Annotated in this window: 11 protein-coding genes; 5 read left to right on the top strand and 6 right to left on the bottom strand. The window is 71.0% G+C overall.

Annotation, left to right across the window (positions count from 1 at the left end; all coding sequences use genetic code 11):
• Positions 1 to 16 precede the first annotated feature (16 nt).
• Positions 17 to 1,009, bottom strand: a complete 993-nt coding sequence (locus ACGFQ9_RS29620; RefSeq protein WP_393577993.1) for a magnesium and cobalt transport protein CorA — start codon at positions 1,007 to 1,009, stop codon at positions 17 to 19.
• Between the two features lie 55 nt (positions 1,010 to 1,064).
• On the opposite strand from ACGFQ9_RS29620, the gene ACGFQ9_RS29625 reads away from it, so the two are divergent.
• The 4 genes from ACGFQ9_RS29625 to mshC all read left to right on the top strand — a co-directional run bounded on the left by ACGFQ9_RS29625 (position 1,065) and on the right by mshC (position 4,644).
• The gene (locus ACGFQ9_RS29625; protein WP_393577994.1) at positions 1,065 to 1,769 is read left to right on the top strand and encodes a histidine phosphatase family protein; all 705 of its coding nucleotides are present in this window, start codon (positions 1,065 to 1,067) and stop codon (positions 1,767 to 1,769) included.
• Between the two features lie 81 nt (positions 1,770 to 1,850).
• Positions 1,851 to 2,441, top strand: a complete 591-nt coding sequence (locus ACGFQ9_RS29630; RefSeq protein WP_393577996.1) for a DUF3090 domain-containing protein — start codon at positions 1,851 to 1,853, stop codon at positions 2,439 to 2,441.
• Positions 2,405 to 3,283, top strand: a complete 879-nt coding sequence (locus ACGFQ9_RS29635; RefSeq protein WP_393577998.1) for an SCO1664 family protein — start codon at positions 2,405 to 2,407, stop codon at positions 3,281 to 3,283. Before ACGFQ9_RS29630 ends, ACGFQ9_RS29635 begins: the two co-directional genes overlap by 37 nt.
• Positions 3,284 to 3,414: 131 nt before the next feature.
• A complete protein-coding gene (gene mshC, locus ACGFQ9_RS29640) occupies positions 3,415 to 4,644 on the top strand; it encodes a cysteine--1-D-myo-inosityl 2-amino-2-deoxy-alpha-D-glucopyranoside ligase (RefSeq protein ID WP_393577999.1) in 1,230 nt (409 codons plus the stop codon).
• Between the two features lie 104 nt (positions 4,645 to 4,748).
• Here the strand turns inward: mshC and ACGFQ9_RS29645 are convergent, their stop codons facing one another.
• The 5 genes from ACGFQ9_RS29645 to ACGFQ9_RS29665 form a co-directional block, all read right to left on the bottom strand.
• Positions 4,749 to 5,717, bottom strand: coding sequence for a PAC2 family protein (locus ACGFQ9_RS29645; RefSeq protein ID WP_393578001.1), 969 nt, complete (start codon positions 5,715 to 5,717; stop codon positions 4,749 to 4,751).
• A 135-nt stretch (positions 5,718 to 5,852) separates the two neighbouring features.
• Positions 5,853 to 7,460 carry an FAD-dependent oxidoreductase gene (locus tag ACGFQ9_RS29650; protein ID WP_393578003.1) on the bottom strand — a complete coding sequence of 536 codons (1,608 nt, stop codon included), beginning with the start codon at positions 7,458 to 7,460 and terminating at the stop codon, positions 5,853 to 5,855.
• A 74-nt stretch (positions 7,461 to 7,534) separates the two neighbouring features.
• Positions 7,535 to 9,061: a glycerol kinase GlpK gene (gene glpK / locus ACGFQ9_RS29655; RefSeq protein ID WP_393578005.1), complete on the bottom strand. Its 1,527-nt coding sequence runs from the start codon at positions 9,059 to 9,061 to the stop codon at positions 7,535 to 7,537.
• A 92-nt stretch (positions 9,062 to 9,153) separates the two neighbouring features.
• On the bottom strand, positions 9,154 to 9,936 hold the full coding sequence (locus ACGFQ9_RS29660; RefSeq protein ID WP_393578007.1) for an MIP/aquaporin family protein: 783 nt from the start codon (positions 9,934 to 9,936) through the stop codon (positions 9,154 to 9,156).
• A 325-nt stretch (positions 9,937 to 10,261) separates the two neighbouring features.
• Positions 10,262 to 11,029: an IclR family transcriptional regulator gene (locus ACGFQ9_RS29665; protein WP_393578009.1), complete on the bottom strand. Its 768-nt coding sequence runs from the start codon at positions 11,027 to 11,029 to the stop codon at positions 10,262 to 10,264.
• A 267-nt stretch (positions 11,030 to 11,296) separates the two neighbouring features.
• Here ACGFQ9_RS29665 and metH point away from each other — a divergent pair, with 267 nt between their 5' ends.
• Positions 11,297 to 14,806, top strand: coding sequence for a methionine synthase (gene metH, locus ACGFQ9_RS29670; RefSeq protein WP_393578010.1), 3,510 nt, complete (start codon positions 11,297 to 11,299; stop codon positions 14,804 to 14,806).
• Positions 14,807 to 14,873 lie beyond the last annotated feature (67 nt).

A 14,873-nucleotide genomic window follows, 5' to 3' on the forward strand; every position in this document is an offset into this window, starting at 1 on the left:
CGGTCCGGTACGGCCGCTACAGCCAGCCGCGCTGCTTGAACATCCGGTGCAGGCCCACGCAGGCCCCCGCCATCAGTGCCAGCACCAGCGGGTACCCCCACCACTGGTGGAGCTCCGGCATGTGATCGAAGTTCATGCCGTAGATGCCCGCGACCATCGTCGGGACGGCGGCGATCGCCGCCCACGCCGAGATCTTCCGCACGTCGTCGTTCTGCCGGACGCCCATCTGCGCCAGGTGCGCCGCCAGGGCGTCCGACAGCAGCCGGTCCAGGCCCTCGATGTATTCGGTCGCCTTGGTCAGATGGTCGGCGACATCGCGGAAGAACGGCTGCGCGTGTTCGTCCACGAAGGGCACTCCGCCGAAGGCGAGCCGGTTCATCGGCTGGATCAGCGGAGTGGTCGCCCGCCGGAACTCCAGCACCTGCCGCTTGAAACCGTAGATCCGCATCGCGATCGACTTGGGATCGGTGGGATTCGGCGCGAACACGTCCGCCTCCACCTCCTCCATGTCGGCCTGGAGCTCGGCCGCGACCTCGATGTAGTGGTCCACCACCGCGTCGCTGACCGCGTACAGCACGGCCGTCGGCCCGTGCCTGAGCACCTCCGGCTCGTGCTCCAGCCGCCGGCGCACCGCGGAGAGCGCACCGCCCTCACCGTGCCGGACGGTCACCACGAAGGAGTCGCCGACAAAGACCATCAGCTCGCCCGCCGTCACCGTGTCGGTGTCCTCGTCGTACAGCACCGGCTTGAGGACCACGAACAGCGAGTCGTCGTAGACCTCCAGCTTCGGGCGCTGGTGCGCGGTCAGAGCGTCCTCCACCGCCAGGGGATGCAGGACGAACTCCTTCCGCACATGCTCGAACTCCTGCTCGGTGGGCTCGTACATGCCGATCCAGAGGAAGGCGTCACCGGTCGCACGTGCCTCGGCCAGGGCGTCGGAGAGGTCCCCCGGCGTCTCCGCGCGACGCCCGGCCCGGTAGATGGCGCAGTCCACAATCACGCCGGGCATTCTTCCCTGCCCGGTCCGGACCCGCACCCCGGGCGCACCGCCTACTCTTGGCGCCATGGCCACGTTGATCCTCGTACGACACGGGCGGTCCACCGCCAACACCGCAGGGCTGCTCGCCGGCTGGACCCCCGGCGTGACCCTGGACGAGAGGGGTGCCGCCCAGGCCGCCGCACTGCCGGGCCGGCTCGCCGGACTCCCGCTCGCGGCCGCCGTCACCAGCCCCCTCGAACGCTGTACGCAGACCCTGGCGCCGCTGCTGGCGGCCCGCCCGGACCTCCCGCTGCACACCGACGAGCGGATCGGCGAATGCCACTACGGCGACTGGTCCGGCCGCAAACTCTCCGAACTCGCCGACGAACCCCTGATGGACGTGGTCCAGCAGCACCCCTCCGCCGCCGCCTTCCCCGGCGGGGAATCCATGCGGGCCATGCAGGCCCGCGCCGTGGACGCCGTACGGGACTGGAACGCCCGCATCGCCGAACAGCACGGCACCGGCGCCGTCTACCTGATGTGCTCGCACGGGGACATCATCAAGTCCCTTGTGGCCGACGCCCTCGGCATGCACCTGGACCTGTTCCAGCGCCTGCACGTCGACCCCTGCTCGGTCACCGCGATCCGCTACACCCGGACCCGCCCCTTCCTGCTCCGGCTGGGTGACACCGGGGACTTTGGCTCGCTCGCCCCCCGGGAGAGCAACGCGGACAAACTCACCGAAGACGGCGGGAAAGCGGTGGTCGGGGGCGGCGCGGGCGCCGGGTGACCGAACGGTGCACGGGTGGGCGCAGTAGTGTGGACTGATCGAACTGCCCAGAACGACCCTGCCGAGACTTGGAGACTGGACGTGCCCCGTCAGGTGTTCCTCTACGACCCGCCGGACCGCTTCGTAGCGGGCACGGTCGGCCTGCCTGGACGCCGTACGTTCTTCCTGCAGGCATCGGCGGGTCCCCGGGTCACCAGCGTCTCGCTGGAGAAGACCCAGGTCGCCGCGCTCGCCGAGCGGATGGACGAACTCCTCGACGAGGTCGTGCGCCGTACCGGCGGGAACGCGGCGGTTCCGGCCGTCGCCCCGGCCGAGGCCACCGACACCGCGCCGCTGGACGTTCCCGTGGACGAGGAGTTCCGCGTCGGCACCATGGCCCTGGCCTGGGACGGCGAGGAACAGCGCATGATCGTCGAGGCCCAGGCCCTGGTCGAACTCGAGGCGGACTCCGAGGAGGACCTCGCCGAGGCCGAGGAACGGCTCCTGCAGGACGAGGAGAACGGCCCGCCCATGCTCCGCGTCCGGCTCACCGGCGCGCAGGCCCGGGCCTTCGCCAAGCGCGCCCTGGACGTCGTCAACGCCGGCCGGCCGCCGTGCCCGCTGTGCAGCCTGCCCCTGGACCCGGAAGGACACGTGTGTCCGCGTCAGAACGGATACCGGCGGCAGGTGTGACCGCCGTGACCCCCGACAGCTCCGCACTGGTGGAGCTGCTCACCCATGGTGAGCTGACCGTCCGCGGCCGGATCCGGGAGGCGTCCAACGCGGTCCTGCTGTGCACCGTCACCCTGGACGGCGACACCGCCGAGTGCGTGTACAAGCCGGTCAAGGGCGAGCGGCCGCTGTGGGACTTCCCCGACGGCACCCTCGCCCAGCGCGAGGTCGCCGCCTACCTGGTCTCCGAGGCCACCGGCTGGGGCCTGGTGCCCGTCACCGTGCTGCGCGACGGCCCGTACGGCGAGGGCATGGTCCAGCAGTGGATCGATGCCGATGCCGATGCCGACGCAGGCGCGGGGGACGGGGCCGGCGGGGACGGCGCGCTGCTGGCCCTGGTCGACGGCGAGGAGGCCGGGGAGGGCTGGCGGCCGGTCGCCTTCGCGGAGGTCGGCGGCGGGCGCACCGCCCTGCTGGTGCACGCCGACGACGAGCGGCTGCGACGGCTCGCCGTGCTCGACGCCGTGATCAACAACGGCGACCGCAAGGGCGGCCACCTGCTGCCGGGCGGGGACGGACGGCTCTACGGGATCGACCACGGGGTCTCCTTCCACGTCGAGGACAAGCTGCGGACCCTGCTGTGGGGGTGGGCGGGGGAGCCGCTCACCGAGGAGGCGGTGGCGGTGCTCGGCTCGCTCTCCGGGCAGCTCGCGGAGGGAGGCCCCCTCGCCACCCGGCTGGCCGAACTGATCACTCCCGCCGAGCTGGCCGCCGTACGGGACCGGGTGGCGGTACTGCTGGGTACCGGGACGCATCCGGAGCCGTCCGGGCAGTGGCCGTCGATCCCCTGGCCGCCGGTCTGAGTCCGGCAGGCAGCCGAAGCCGGCGGGCGCGCACGGATCCAGCCGGCCCGCAAGAGCGCGGAACCGGCCATTCCCGGTAACGGTGCAGGTCCGGTTCGTTTACGGAACATCCGTCCGGTTAGGCTCGAGGCATGCATGCCTGGCCCGCTTCTGAGGTCCCCGCCCTGCCCGGCAAGGGCCGCGACCTCCAGATCCACGACACCGCGACCGGCGGACTGATCACCCTCAGTCCCGGTCCCGTCGCCCGTATCTACGTCTGCGGTATCACCCCGTACGACGCGACCCACATGGGTCACGCGGCGACCTACAACGCGTTCGACCTCGTTCAGCGCGTGTGGCTCGACACCAAGCGGCAGGTCCACTACGTCCAGAACGTGACCGACGTGGACGATCCGCTGCTGGAGCGGGCGCTGCGCGACGGCCATGACTGGACCGAGCTGGCGGAGCGCGAGACCGCGCTGTTCCGCGAGGACATGACCGCCCTGCGGATGCTGCCGCCGCAGCACTACGTCGGCGCGGTCGAGGCCATACCGGGGATCGTGCCGCTGGTGGAACGCCTGCGGGACGCGGGTGCCGCCTACGAGCTCGACGGCGACATCTACTTCTCCGTCGAGGCCGACCGGCACTTCGGCACCGTCTCCCGGCTCGACGCCGAGGCGATGCGCCTGCTGTCGGCGGAGCGCGGCGGCGACCCGGAGCGGCCCGGCAAGAAGAACGCCCTCGACCCGATGCTGTGGATGGCGGCCCGGGACGGGGAGCCGAGCTGGGACGGCGGCTCGCTGGGGCGCGGCCGCCCCGGCTGGCACATCGAGTGCGTCGCCATCGCGCTGGAGCACCTCGGGATGGGCTTCGACATCCAGGGCGGCGGATCGGACCTCGCCTTCCCGCACCACGAGATGGGCGCCTCGCACGCCCAGGTGCTGACCGGCGAGTTCCCGATGGCCAAGGCGTACGTGCACGCGGGCATGGTCGCGCTGCACGGCGAGAAGATGTCGAAGTCGAAGGGCAACCTGGTCTTCGTCTCGGCACTGCGCCGGGCCGGCACGGACCCGGTGGCGATCCGCCTCGCCCTGCTCTCCCACCACTACCGGGCCGACTGGGAGTGGACCGACGCGGTCCTCGCCGAGGCGGAGGCCCGCCTGGGCCGCTGGCGCGCGGCGGTGTCCCGGCCCGACGGCCTGCCGGCCGACGGCCTCGTCGAGGAGGTCCGCGAGGCCCTGGCCAACGACCTGGACGCCCCGGCGGCCCTCGCGGCGGTCGACCGCTGGGTCGAGCGCCAGCTCGCGACGGACGGCGAGGACGAGTCCGCCCCCGGGCTGGTCTCCCGCACGGTGGACGCCCTGCTGGGCGTCGCACTGTAGCCGCTGCGCGGGGCGATTTCCCCTCCCCGCACGAAGGCCGGTGGGCCGGAACTGCTCAGCAGTTCCGGCCCACCGGCCTTCGTGGTGCGGGGGCCCGCCGGGGGTCAGCCCGACGAGTCCTCGTCGGGGTCCGCCGGCCCCTCGGGCCCGGGCTTCGGTTTCGGCTGGGGGCGGCCGCCGCTCGACGGGTCGCGGATGTACGAGCCGTCACCCGGGCCGCCCTGGTCGGGCGCGGGGTCACGCCGCCGCAGGTACCGCTCGAACTCGCGGGCGATGGCCTCGCCGGACGCCTCCGGCAGGTCCGCCGTGTCCCGGGCCTCCTCCAGCGTCTGCACGTACTCCGCGACCTCGCTGTCCTCCGCCGCCAGCTGGTCCACGCCCAGCTGCCACGCCCGCGCGTCCTCCGGCAGCTCGCCCAGCGGGATCCGGATGTCGATCAGGTCCTCAAGGCGGTTGAGGAGGGCCAGCGTCGCCTTGGGGTTCGGCGGCTGCGAGACGTAGTGGGGGACCGCCGCCCACAGCGAGACGGCCGGGACGCCGGCGTGGGTGCAGGCCTCCTGCAGGATGCCGACGATGCCCGTCGGGCCCTCGTACCGGGTCTCCTCCAGGTCCATGGTCCGCGCCAGGTCAGGGTCGGAGGTGACCCCGCTGACCGGCACCGGCCGCGTGTGCGGGGTGTCACCCAGCAGCGCGCCCAGGATGACCACCATCTCGACGCCCAGCTCGTGGGCGAAGCCGAGGAGCTCGTTGCAGAAGGACCGCCAGCGCATGGACGGTTCGATGCCCCGCACCAGGACCAGGTCGCGCGGCTTCGCCCCGCCGATCCGGACCACCGACAGCCGGGTCGTCGGCCAGGTGATCTTGCGTACGCCGTTGTCCAGCCACACCGTCGGACGGTTGACCTGGAAATCGTAGTAGTCCTCGGCGTCCAGCGCCGCGAAGACCTCGCCCTTCCATTCCCGGTCCAGATGCGCGACCGCACCGGAGGCCGCGTCGCCCGCGTCGTTCCAGCCTTCGAACGCGGCCACCATGACCGGGTCGATCAGCTCGGGCACGCCCTCAAGCTCGATCACCCAGGTCTCCTTCCGAAGTTCCTCGTGTACAAGGGGTCAGCCTATGCCTTGAGGGGACGGCCGCCACACCCCGCGTGAAGCCATGACGAAGGGGCGGTTCCTCTCGGAACCGCCCCTGCCCAGTGGCCGCGTGGGCTACGCCTTCGCGGCCAGCATCTCCGCCACCCGCGCGCGCACGGCGTCGTCGTCGAGGCCGCGTACGGTCACCGTCGTACGGCGGCGCAGCACGTCGTCCACCGTCTCAGCCCACTCGTAGTCGCGGGCGTAGGCGACCTGCGCCCAGATCTCCGGGCCGTCCTCGTGGATCCGCTCGCCCAGCGAGGGGTCCTCGTTGACCAGGCGGGCGATGTCGAAGGCCAGCGAGCCGTAGTGGGAGGCCAGGTGCCGGGCGGTGAGCGGGTCCATCCGCATGCCCGGCTCGCGGTCCACCAGCAGGCGGTGCGCGACCGCGTTGGGGTTGGCGACGCCGGGCAGCGGGACCCGGCGCACCAGGGACTTCACCGGCTCCATGTCCTCGGTCAGCGGGCTGCCCGGCAGCTTGGACAGCTTGTCCATGACCACGCGGCCGATGTGCCGGTAGGTGGTCCACTTGCCGCCGGCCACCGACAGCATGCCGCCGCGGCCCTCGGTGACGACCGTCTCGCGCTTGGCCTGCGCCACGTTGCCCGGGCCGCCGGGGAGCACCCGCAGGCCGGCGAAGGCGTAGGTCATCAGGGAGCGGTCGAGGTCGGTGTCCTTGATGGAGAACGCGGCCTCGTCGAGGATCTGCTGGATGTCGGCCTCGGTGGCCTGCACGTCCGCCGGGTCGCCCTCGTACTGGGTGTCGGTGGTGCCGAGCAGGAGCTGGTCCTCCCACGGCAGGGCGAAGGTGATGCGGTACTTGTCGATCGGGGTGGCCATGGCGGCCTTCCACGGGGACTTGCGCTTCATCACGATGTGCGCGCCCTTGGAGAGCCGGATCGACGGCATCGAGTGCTTGTCTTCCATGCGCCGCAGGTGGTCCACCCACGGGCCGGTGGCGTTGAGCACGACGCGCGCGTCGATCCCGAACTCGGTGCCGTCCAGGCGGTCCCTGAGCTCGGCGCCGGTGACCCGGCCCTGCGTCATGCGCAGGCCGGTGACCTCGGCGTGGTTGAGGACGACGGCGCCGGACTCGACGGCCGCGCGGACCGTCATGACCGCGACGCGGGAGTCGTTCATCTGGTGGTCGTAGTAGACCGCGACGGCCTTGAGGTTGTCCGTCTTCAGGCCGGGGTTGTCGGCGGCGGCACGGGCCGGGGATATGACCTTGCCCATGCCGTCGCCGAAGGCCGAGAGGGCGGAGTACGCGAACACACCCGCGCCCAGCTTGGCCGCACCCACCGGACCGCCCTTGTAGACCGGCAGGTAGAAAGTGAGCGGGTTGACCAGGTGCGGGGCCACGTCCTTGGCCAGCACCCGCCGCTCGTGGTGGTTCTCGGCGACCAGCTTGACCGCGCCGGTCTGCAGGTAGCGCAGACCGCCGTGGACCAGCTTGGAGGAGGCCGAGGAGGTGGCGCCGGCGAAGTCGCCGGCGTCCACCATGGCGACCCGCAGGCCCGACTGCGCGGCGTGCCAGGCAACCGAGGTGCCCAGGATTCCGCCACCGACGACCAGCAGGTCGTACGTGGCCTTCGCCAGCTGTTCGCGGGTCTCGGCACGGCTCGCGTGGGAACCGGCGGTCGGGTGCGTGCCCAGGGCGGGCACGCTCTGCGGGCTGCTCATTGTCTTAGCTCCTCGTCGTCGCTTGCGCCGGCCGCGGTGCGGTGGGCCGGCATCGTTGCGTCAGCCGGTTGAGGTCAGCTGGCGTCTTCGTCGTCGACCCAGCCCATGGTCCGCTCAACGGCCTTGAGCCAGCTCTTGTACTCGCGCTCCCGCTGGTCGGCGGGCATCCGCGGGGTCCACTCCGCGGCCCGGCGCCAGTTGGCGCGCAGCGCGTCGGTGTCGGGCCAGAAGCCGACGGCCAGGCCGGCGGCGTAGGCGGCACCGAGGCAGGTGGTCTCGGCGACCATCGGACGGACCACGGGGGCGTCCAGGAAGTCCGAGAGGGTCTGCATCAGCAGGTTGTTGGAGGTCATGCCGCCGTCGACCTTGAGGGCCGCGAGCTCGACGCCCGAGTCCTTGGTCATGGCGTCGGTGATCTCACGGGTCTGCCAGGCGGTGGCCTCCAGCACGGCACGGGCGATGTGCGCCTTGGTGACGTACCGGGTGAGGCCGGCGATCACACCGCGGGCGTCGGAACGCCAGTACGGGGCGAACAGGCCGGAGAAGGCGGGCACGAAGTAGGCGCCGCCGTTGTCCTCGACGGAGGATGCCAGGGTCTCGATCTCGGCCGCGGACTTGATCAGGCCCATCTGGTCGCGCATCCACTGGACGAGCGAGCCGGTGACGGCGATGGAGCCCTCCAGGGCGTAGACCGGCTTCTGGTCGCCGATCTGGTAGCCGACCGTGGTCAGCAGGCCGCTGTAGGAGTTGATGATCTTGTCGCCGGTGTTCATCAGCATGAACGTTCCGGTGCCGTAGGTGGACTTGGCCTCGCCCTCGGCGAAACAGGTCTGGCCGAACAGGGCGGCCTGCTGGTCGCCCAGCGCGGAGGCGACGGGGATGCCCGCGAGCACGCCCTCCTCGACCTCGCCGTAGACCTCGGCGGAGGACCGGATCTCCGGCAGCACGGAGGCCGGGATGTCCATGGACTGCAGGATGCGCTCGTCCCAGGCCAGGTCGTGCAGGTTCATCAGCATGGTGCGGGAGGCGTTGGTGACGTCGGTGACGTGCCGGCCGCCGTTCACACCGCCGGTCAGGTTCCAGATGACCCAGGTGTCCATGGTGCCGAAGAGGATGTCCCCGGCCTCGGCGCGCTCGCGCAGGCCCTCGACGTTGTCGAGCAGCCAGCGGACCTTGGGGCCGGAGAAGTACGAGGCCAGGGGCAGGCCGGTCTCGCGGCGGAAGCGGTCCTGGCCGACGTTGCGGCCGAGCTCCTTGCACAGCGCGTCGGTGCGGGTGTCCTGCCAGACCAGCGCGTTGTGCACCGGCTCGCCGGTGTTCTTGTCCCACAGGACGGTGGTCTCGCGCTGGTTGGTGATGCCGACAGCCTTGACGTCGGCGGAGGTGATGCCGGCCTTGGCGATGGCCCCGGCGACGACCTCCTGGACGTTGGTCCAGATCTCCGTGGCGTCGTGCTCCACCCAGCCCGGCTTCGGGAAGATCTGCTCGTGCTCCTTCTGGTCCACGGCGACGATGCGGCCGTCGCGGTCGAAGACGATGCAGCGGGAGGAGGTGGTGCCCTGGTCGATCGCGGCGATGAAGGGGCCGGTGCTGGTGGTCATGTGGCTGCTCCTGGCAAGTCTCGTGAGTGGGCGGATGCCGGGGCCGACCGGCGGGGCCGGTCGGCACGCCGACGGATCAGCAGATCAGCGGATCAGGCGAACGCGAGGTTGTACAGACCGCCGGCGAGTACGGCGCCGATGAGCGGGCCGACCACCGGGATCCAGGAGTACCCCCAGTCCGAACCGCCCTTGTTGGGCAGCGGGAGCAGGGCGTGCACGATGCGCGGACCGAGGTCACGGACCGGGTTGATGGCGTAGCCGGTCGGGCCGCCGAGCGAGAGGCCGATGCCGACGACCACGAAGGAGGTGATCAGCACGCCGATGACACCGAGGCCCTTGCCGTCGCCCTGCAGACCCTGGGTGAGGATCGCGATGATCAGGACGGCCGTGCCGATGATCTCGGTGGCGAGGTTCTGGACGACATTGCGGATCTCGGGGCCGGTGGAGAAGATTCCCAGGACCGGGCCGGCCTGGTCGTGCGGGTGCGGGTCCTCGGGACCGAGCGTGGCGTCCTTGATGTGCTCCGGGTCGGAGAGGTGCACCTGGAACTGCCCGTAGTAGGCGATCCACATCAGCACGGAGCCGAGCATCGCGCCGAGCAGCTGGCCGGCCAGGTAGACGGGGACGTCGCCCCACTCGCCGTTGGTGACGGCGATGCCGACCGTGACGGCCGGGTTCAGGTGCGCGCCGGAGAGCGGCGCGGACACGTAGGCCGCGATCAGGACGGCGAAGCCCCAGCCGAAGGTGATGGCGAGCCAGCCCGCGCCGCGGGCCTTGGAGCTCTTGAGGGTCAGCGCGGCGCAGACGCCACCGCCGAGCAGTGTGAGCAGGGCGGTACCGATGGTCTCGCCGATGAAGATGTCGGAGCTGGTCACCCGCGACTCCTTTGTCGTACGTCCAGGGGGTGAGGGGACCCCGGATCCCGCCCGGGTCCCACGCACTGGGTCAGTGCTGTTCCGGTCCCGGCCTTGTCACACCCTAGCGCGTATTGCCGGTAGGTGTTCGACAATGCCGACCGATGAACGGCAGTTTTCCGGCCAGGTGAAGAACGCGTCAAGGTCTGGCCAGGCCAGATTCCGGATCGTTACCACTCGGTACGATCGCCCAAATTCAGCCACCTGGATGGCGTGACGTGGCTGAAAATGCTCAAAAAACGCCAAAAGAGGCCACAGAGTGGCCTCCTGGCAGAGAAGGGGAAGGTCAGAACCGGCCCGCGCCGAGATCGCGGGAAACCGCCCTTGCGCAGTCGCGGACCGCCGCCACCAGGGCCGCGCGCGGCTCTCCCGGCTCCCCGCAGACCCGCTCCACGGCACCCGCGACGGCCACCGCGCCCACCGGCATCCGCCGCCGGTCGTGGATCGGCGCCGCCACCGAGGCGATGCCCTCCCAGGTCTCCTCCACGTCCGCCGCCCAGCCGCGCGCCCGGGTCAGCGACAGCACCGCCTCGAAGCCCTCCAGGTCGGTGACCGTCCGCGGGGTGAACGCCTCCCGCTCCGCCTCCACCGCCTCGCTGTGCGCCACCGGGTCGTACGCCGACAGCACCTTGCCCAGGGCCGTGCAGTGCAGCGGCTGCATGGCCCCGACCTCCAGCACCTGCCGGCTGTCGTCCGGCCGGAACACGTGGTGCATGATCAGCACCCCGCTCTGGTGCAGCACGCCCACGTACACGCTCTCGCCACTCGCCCGCGCCAGGTCGTCCGTCCACACCAGTGCCCGCGCGCGCAGCTCGTGCACGTCCAGATAGCTGTTGCCCAGCCGCAGCAGCTCTGCGCCCAGCTGGTAGCGGCCGGACGCCGGGTCCTGCTCGACGAAGCCCTCCGCCTGCAGGGTGCGCAGGATCCCGTGCGCCGTACCCTTGGCCAGCCCCAGGGCGGAGGCCACGTCGGACAGGCCGAGCCTGCGCTCGCCGCCCGCCAGGAGCCGCAGCATCGCAGCGGCTCGTTCGAGCGACTGGATGTTCCGTGCCATCGCGGGGCCTCCTGGGAGCGGTGTGGAGCGGGTAGGGCTGGTGAAGACGTCATTCGACAATGTCGAACTCTATCGGCCGATGCCGACCTTGCGCAGGACCGGGGCGACGGGCGGCACCGGACCGGACCGGCCGTCCCCGCGCACAGGATGCCTGTCCGCCCCGTGGGACACCCGCACCGGGGGCGGGCCCGCACGGTTACCCTGACCGCGTACACCCTTGTCAGAAGGGTGTAAAGCCGACAGCCGTCGCATCCCAGGGAGCACACCATGGCCTCGTTGCCGAACCCGTCCGCCGACACCCGTGCCCGGGCAGAAGCCCTCCGCGAGGCACTCGCCACCCGCGTGGTGGTCGCCGACGGAGCCATGGGAACGATGCTCCAGGCGCAGGACCCCTCACTGGAGGACTTCCAGCAGCTCGAAGGCTGCAACGAGGTCCTGAACGTCACCCGCCCCGACATCGTCCGCTCCGTGCACGAGGAGTACTTCTCCGCCGGGGTCGACTGCGTCGAGACCAACACCTTCGGCGCCAACTTCGCCGCGCTCGCCGAGTACGACATCGCCGACCGCAACTTCGAGCTGTCCGAGGCCGGCGCCCGGATCGCCCGCCAGGTCGCCGACGAGTTCACCGCCTCCACCGGCCGCCAGCGCTGGGTGCTCGGCTCGATCGGCCCGGGCACCAAGCTGCCCACCCTCGGCCACATCTCGTACGCCACCATCCGCGACGCCTACCAGATCAACGCCGAGGGCCTGCTGGCGGGCGGCGCCGACGCCCTGCTGGTGGAGACCACCCAGGACCTCCTCCAGACCAAGGCCTCGCTGATCGGCGCCCGCCGCGCCATGGACGCCTTCGGCGTCTCCGTACCGCTGATCTGTTCGGTCACCGTGGAGACCACCGGCACCATGCTGCTCGGCTCCGAGATCGGCGCCGCCCTGACCTCGCTCGAGCCGCTCGGCATCGACATGATCGGCCTGAACTGCGCCACCGGCCCCGCGGAGATGAGCGAGCACCTGCGCTACCTCGCCCGCAACGCCCGCATCCCGCTCTCCTGCATGCCCAACGCCGGCCTGCCGGTCCTCACCAAGGACGGCGCCCACTACCCGCTCTCGCCGAGCGAGCTCGCCGACGCCCAGGAGACCTTCGTCCGCGAGTACGGCCTCTCCCTGATCGGCGGCTGCTGCGGCACCACCCCCGAGCACCTCCGCCAGGTCGCCGAACGCGTCCACGGCCTGGCCCCCGCCGTCCGCGAGCCGCGCCCCGAGCCCGGCGCCGCCTCCCTGTACCAGACCGTCCCGTTCCGGCAGGACACCTCGTACATGGCGATCGGCGAGCGGACGAACGCGAACGGGTCGAAGAAGTTCCGCGAGGCCATGCTCGAAGCCCGCTGGGACGACTGCGTGGAGATGGCCCGGGACCAGATCCGCGAGGGCGCGCACATGCTCGACCTCTGCGTGGACTACGTGGGCCGGGACGGCGTCGCGGACATGGAGGAACTCGCGGGCCGTTTCGCGACCGCGTCCACGCTGCCGATCGTGCTGGACTCCACCGAGGTCGACGTCATCCAGGCCGGCCTGGAGAAGCTCGGCGGACGCGCCGTCATCAACTCCGTCAACTACGAGGACGGCGACGGCCCCGAGTCCCGCTTCGCCAAGGTCACCCGGCTGGCCCAGGAGCACGGCGCGGCGCTGATCGCGCTGACCATCGACGAGGAGGGCCAGGCCCGCACCGTCGAGACGAAGGTCGCCATCGCCGAGCGCCTCATCGACGACCTGACGCAGAACTGGGGCATCCGCGAGGCGGACATCCTCATCGACACCCTGACCTTCACCATCTGCACCGGTCAGGAGGAGTCCCGCAAGGACGGCATCGCCACCATCGAGGCGATCCGGGAGCTCAAGCGGCGCCACCCGGAGGTGCAGACCACCCTCGGTCTGTCGAACATCTCCTTCGGCCTGAACCCGGCCGCCCGCATCCTGCTCAACTCCGTGTTCCTGGACGAGTGCGTGAAGGCGGGCCTGGACTCGGCGATCGTGCACGCCTCGAAGATCCTGCCGATCGCCCGGTTCGACGAGGAGCAGGTCACCACCGCCCTGGACCTGATCTACGACCGGCGTGCGGAGGGCTATGACCCGCTGCAGAAGCTGATGGCCCTGTTCGAGGGCGCGACCGCGAAGTCGCTGAAGGCGGGCAAGGCGGAGGAGCTGGCCGCGCTGCCGCTGGAGGAGCGGCTGCAGCGGCGGATCATCGACGGCGAGAAGAACGGCCTGGAGGCCGACCTCGACGAGGCGCTGAAGGACCGCCCGGCCCTCGACATCGTCAACGACACCCTGCTGGAGGGCATGAAGGTCGTCGGCGAGCTCTTCGGCTCCGGCCAGATGCAGCTGCCGTTCGTGCTGCAGTCCGCCGAGGTCATGAAGACCGCGGTGGCCTACCTGGAGCCGCACATGGAGAAGTCCGACGCCGAGGGCAAGGGCACGATCGTGCTGGCCACGGTGCGCGGTGACGTCCACGACATCGGCAAGAACCTGGTGGACATCATCCTGTCCAACAACGGCTACAACGTGGTCAACCTGGGCATCAAGCAGCCCGTCTCGGCGATCCTGGAAGCCGCCGAGGAACACCGCGCCGACGTCATCGGCATGTCCGGCCTGCTGGTCAAGTCCACCGTGATCATGAAGGAGAACCTGGAGGAGCTCAACCAGCGCAAGCTGGCCGCCGACTACCCGGTCATCCTCGGCGGTGCCGCCCTCACCCGCGCCTACGTCGAGCAGGACCTCCACGAGATCTACGAGGGCGAAGTCCGCTACGCCCGCGACGCCTTCGAGGGCCTCCGCCTCATGGACGCCCTGATCGCCGTCAAGCGCGGCGTGCCCGGCGCCGCCCTGCCCGAGCTCAAGCAGCGCCGCGTCGCCAAGCGCGAGGTGCCCCTGCCGGTGACGGAGGAGCCCGAGAGCGGAGTCCGTTCCGACGTCGCCACCGACAACCCGGTGCCCACCCCGCCGTTCTGGGGCACCCGCGTCATCAAGGGCATCGGCCTGAAGGACTACGCCTCCTGGCTCGACGAGGGCGCCCTGTTCAAGGGCCAGTGGGGCCTCAAGCAGGCCCGCGCAGGCGGCCCGACGTACGAGGAGCTCGTCGAGACCGAAGGCCGGCCGCGGCTGCGCGGCCTGCTGGACAAGCTGCACACCGAGAACCTGCTGGAAGCAGCCGTGGTCTACGGCTACTTCCCGTGCGTCTCCAAGGGCGACGACCTGATCATCCTGGACGAGCAGGGCAACGAGCGGACCCGCTTCACCTTCCCCCGGCAGCGCCGCGGCCGCCGCCTCTGCCTCGCCGACTTCTTCCGTCCCGAGGAGTCCGGCGAGACCGACGTGGTCGGCCTCCAGGTGGTCACGGTGGGCTCGAAGATCGGTGAGGCCACCGCCAAGCTGTTCGCCTCCGACTCCTACCGCGAGTACCTCGAACTCCACGGCCTGTCCGTGCAGCTCGCCGAGGCCCTCGCCGAGTACTGGCACGCCCGCGTCCGCGCCGAGCTCGGCTTCGCCGGCGAGGACCCCGCCGACGTCGAGGACATGTTCGCCCTGAAGTACCGCGGCGCCCGCTTCTCCCTCGGCTACGGCGCCTGCCCCGACCTGGAGGACCGCGCGAAGATCGCCGACCTGCTCCAGCCGGAGCGGATCGGGGTCCACCTGTCCGAGGAGTTCCAGCTCCACCCCGAGCAGTCCACCGACGCGATCGTCATCCACCACCCCGAAGCGAAGTATTTCAACGCACGCTGAGGCAGACCGGCGTACACTGGTCGGTCCCATACAGGCCGGTCGCCTGTTCCCTCCGGCACGCACCCCG

It is taken from the genome of Streptomyces sp. NPDC048603 (assembly GCF_043199475.1).
Classification (GTDB): domain Bacteria; phylum Actinomycetota; class Actinomycetes; order Streptomycetales; family Streptomycetaceae; genus Streptomyces.